The following is a 3,657-nucleotide window of genomic DNA, read 5'->3' as shown; positions in this document are numbered from 1 at the left end:
GCGCAAAAAGAAACCGGCCGGGCGCGAGGCCCGGCCGGCGATATTTTCAGCCTTCAGAGAGTTCGATCAGGGCATGTCGCCGGCGACGAACTTCGGAATGACCGGGCCGCCGATTTCGGTGGCGTAGCGCTTGCCCGACGGGCCGAAGAAGAACAGCAGACCGCCGATCTGGCTGTCCGTGTCATAGGCGAGGTCGGAGAGACGCTCGATGTCCCAACGCGCGTCCTGCACCTTGATCTCGATCGTCTTCGTCTCACCCGGCGCGATCGGCGTCGGATCCGTCGACAGACCACGGTCCGCCAGCAGATAGTCGGGGAACTCCGGCTTCGTCGTGAACACGTCGGGGTTCAGGAAGCGGAGACCCGCCGCCGTATACTCGCCGAGCTTCAGCGGCTCATCCGTCTTGTTCGTGATCTTCACCTGAACCGTCAGCTCGCGGCCCGGCACCTTGTAGACGCCGCCCTTGAGATCCGCCGTCACGATCTTCGTGCCGACGCCCACAGTGCCTTCCTCGGTGATCGGCGTCAGCGGCTTCTGCAAGCCGGCCTGAAGCGGGATCGTGCGCGGGAAGGTGCTGTTGGTGACAGCGTAGCCGATGATCGTCGCCAGGATCGTCACCGCCAGAACGATAGCGCCGACGCGACGGTCGTCGTCACCGATCTGCTCGTCTTCCTTGCCTTCGCTGACGCGCAGGTAGGAGGCGATGATGCCCTTCTTGAAGAACCAGTAGAGGATCCAGGCCGCAGCCGCGATCATCCACGGGAAGTGCCAGGCATAGATGCGGTCGATGCCGTAGGTCTCGAGGTCCACGGTCGTGCCGTCCAGCAGCGTGACCGGGTCCTTGAAGTCGGCCATGTCGCCCTTGATCTCGATCCACTGGCCGGGTCCGATGATCGGGCCGCCGCCTTCGACGTTGATCTGCGCATGAACGTGCCAACGGCCCGCGCGGCGCGCCTTCAGGTCGATCTGGAACGCATAGTCCTTGCCGACCTCGAGCGACACAGAGCGCGGAGCGAACTGCTCGCCGATGAACTGAGCCGTGCGAACCAGAACCGGACCCGGCTCGCCGGCGTTCAGGAACGACGACTTCGGGTTCGCGACGGCCTGCGGCCAAGCCGAGAACACGTGCACCTTGCCCGAAAGCACCATCGACTCGTTGACGTTCAGCGAGGTCTTCGACCACTTCACGTCATACCAGTTCAGCGTGCGCATGCGCAGGAACGCCTGCTGCGACTTCTCGCCATGCGCCGACGCCGGAGCGACGGAGCCCATCGTCGCGGCGACCGCAGCCGCCATGCCCAGGCCGAAGAGCCGAGCGACGCGTCCCGTCGCCAGCACGGCCATTCTCTCCAACAGTTTCATGGAACAACCTCCCAAGTTTCTCTTCGCGGACCGGCCCGTCGGGCCGGATGTCCGCTGTCGTCCTTGCCGGAGCGGCTCGCTCCCGGGCTCTCTTGCAGGAGCCCTTCGCAGCCGCCCCTCCTCGCTTTGAGCGATCGCTCGATCGTCCAGCCTTACGGCCGATCAGATCTTGGTGATCACCTTCGTGGTGGAGTACCACTTACCGACGAACCACCACAGGAAGTAGACGAGCATCGACACGAAGCCCGAGAAGAACGCGGCCACCGGCACGACGTCCTTACCGAAGGTGCGCAGCGTGCCGCGCTCGACCATGCGGATGTATTCCGGCATCGAGGTGCGGACGAAGTGGAGGCCGATCAGATCAGCCAGGGACATCAGCTGACCATGCTGCTCGGTCGCCTGATGGAAGGCGGCGATCGCCGGCCAATTGTTCGGGTAGAACAGCAGACCCCAGCCCAGGGCGCCGACCACAGCCGTGATCACATAGGAGCCCGACAGCAGCAGGATGATGTCCAGCCACAGGGCCGGAACGACCAGAGCCGACGGGAACACCAGGCTGATCGGGAAGTAGGTCCAGCCCCAGAAGTTCACGTAGCGGTTGATCCACTCGCCGATGAGCAGACCCAGAACCGCGAAGGTCGCGCCGAACGGGAGACGGAAGTTCTCCCACAGGAACGCCTGAGCGGCGGCCGCGAAGGTCACGCCCAGGATCGGGATGACGGTCGGCCACATACGACGGTCTTTCCAGTCGACCCAGAAGTCCCAGTCGCCAGCCGTCAGCATGAAGTGAATATGATAGCCGCCCAGCACTGCCAGAAACAGCAGCGTCAGAATCAGCCAATCGGAGGTCTTAACGCATCCCGCCGCTTCCGCGACAGAATGGAAAGGCCCGATTGCCCCCCCGCTCTTCGATGTAGACATCACTCTTCTCCTTGGTGTCTGTCCGCCCGGCGTCTTCGCGCCGGCGTCTCGAGACCTGCCTCCGGCTCTCTCGCGCCGGATTGTCCTTTGGAATTCGCCCCGCCGATCTCCCGCCGATCCCTCTCCGAAACCCCGTCCGAACCGCCGCCGCGCGGCCGTCCGGACGAAGCCTCGTTCCGGGAGCATTCGGAAAAATTCGCCGGAGGCGGCCGTCCGCGACACTGCGCGGGCGGCCGATATTCAGGCCGCTATCAGCCGATCAGCGCCGCAACGCCGTCCTTGCCGAGCAGGCGCTTCACGCCAGCCAGGATCTGCAGGACGACGCCGAACACGCCCAGAGCCATCCAGCCGAAGAACACGAAGCCCCAATGCAGCGGAGCGACGAACAGCTCTTCCATGAACCAGAAGGTGTGGCCCCACTCGTTCAGGCCGACGTTCGGGATGATCATGAACGGGCCGATGGCCACGATCAGGAACGCCAGCGAATAGCCGTGCGCGAAGAACGGAATGCGGGTCTTGGCGTAGAAGAACGAGCCCACGCCCATGATCGAGTAGATCGGGTAGCTGAGATAGAACTCGATGATGTGCGACGGGGTGAAGTCCGTGTCGCGAATCACGGTCATGTGCCAGGTGCCGTCCTGCTCCGTGAAGAAGCTGGCGCCCCAGTAGATGGCCACCGAGTAGACCGTCAGCCACTGCAGCAGCACGACGTGACGACGAAGCTCCTCACGCGGAGAAACCGCGTCGACATTGCGGTCGCGGGTCTTCCACAGATAGCCGGCGAGGCCGAGACCGGCGACGAGCTCCAGCGGAATCTCCGTCCACAGCATCGTCAGCCAATACGTCTGGAACTCCGGAGCGAACGAGTCGAGACCCGCGCGCCAGCCGAAGATCTGCTCATAGATACGGATGAACAGGTAGAAAATGTTGAGGACGGCGATGCCGATCCACATGGTCTTCAGGTCCACGATGGCATCTGAGCCGGCGGCTGCGCCGGCCGATGTCTCTGTCGTTACGCTCATCTCAATTCCTCCTAAGTGCTCCCAGGGATTCTCGAAGCGTTTTCGCCGCGTCCCGCCTCCCTGCTCGGCACGCGCCTTCGTCTCCAACGGTTGATTGTCGTCGCTGCGGCCTCGTGCTCGACGAGCCGCTGTCCCGACCTCCCGCTCTCACCGCCCAGCGACCCCTCTCAAAAGGACCCGCCGACGGCATTTTTCTTCTTTGCTCGGAGACGAATTTTCTCGAAACCGCCGCACGAAACGAAAGCCCCAGACCCCCCGGCGCCTCCCAGCGCCAAAACATCCAAAACGCCCTCGTTCGGCGAGCCGCAACCATTTCCGTTCCGCCTCGTAATGACAATATCCAATGGGGTAG

General features: G+C 63.5%; 4 protein-coding genes. All 4 read right to left on the bottom strand.

What is annotated here, in order from left to right:
- Positions 1-66 precede the first annotated feature (66 nt).
- Complete coding sequence (amoB, locus tag A1351_RS02495; protein WP_024880170.1) at positions 67-1,362, bottom strand: bacterial ammonia monooxygenase, subunit AmoB; 1,296 nt, start codon at positions 1,360-1,362, stop codon at positions 67-69.
- A gap of 162 nt (positions 1,363-1,524) precedes the next feature.
- Positions 1,525-2,283 (bottom strand): bacterial ammonia monooxygenase, subunit AmoA, encoded by a 759-nt coding sequence (gene amoA, locus A1351_RS02490; RefSeq protein ID WP_018265152.1) that lies wholly within the window; start codon positions 2,281-2,283, stop codon positions 1,525-1,527.
- Positions 2,284-2,534: 251 nt separating this feature from the next.
- Complete coding sequence (gene amoC / locus A1351_RS02485) at positions 2,535-3,305, bottom strand: bacterial ammonia monooxygenase, subunit AmoC (protein WP_024880171.1); 771 nt, start codon at positions 3,303-3,305, stop codon at positions 2,535-2,537.
- A gap of 167 nt (positions 3,306-3,472) precedes the next feature.
- A partial coding sequence (locus A1351_RS25565) for a hypothetical protein (RefSeq protein WP_210178227.1) occupies positions 3,473-3,657 on the bottom strand: 185 nt, incomplete at its 5' end.

It is taken from the genome of Methylosinus sp. R-45379 (genome assembly GCF_001644125.1).
Lineage (GTDB): Bacteria > Pseudomonadota > Alphaproteobacteria > Rhizobiales > Beijerinckiaceae > Methylosinus.
The sequence above is the reverse complement of the archived record's forward strand: the minus strand, read 5'-3'. Positions and strand labels throughout refer to the sequence as shown.

Coding starts and splice junctions, on each gene's coding strand:
- amoC (WP_024880171.1), bottom strand. CDS start 3,305: ATGAGCGTAACGACAGAGACATCGGCCGGCGCAGCCGCCGGCTCAGAT.
- amoB (WP_024880170.1), bottom strand. CDS start 1,362: ATGAAACTGTTGGAGAGAATGGCCGTGCTGGCGACGGGACGCGTCGCT.
- amoA (WP_018265152.1), bottom strand. CDS start 2,283: ATGTCTACATCGAAGAGCGGGGGGGCAATCGGGCCTTTCCATTCTGTC.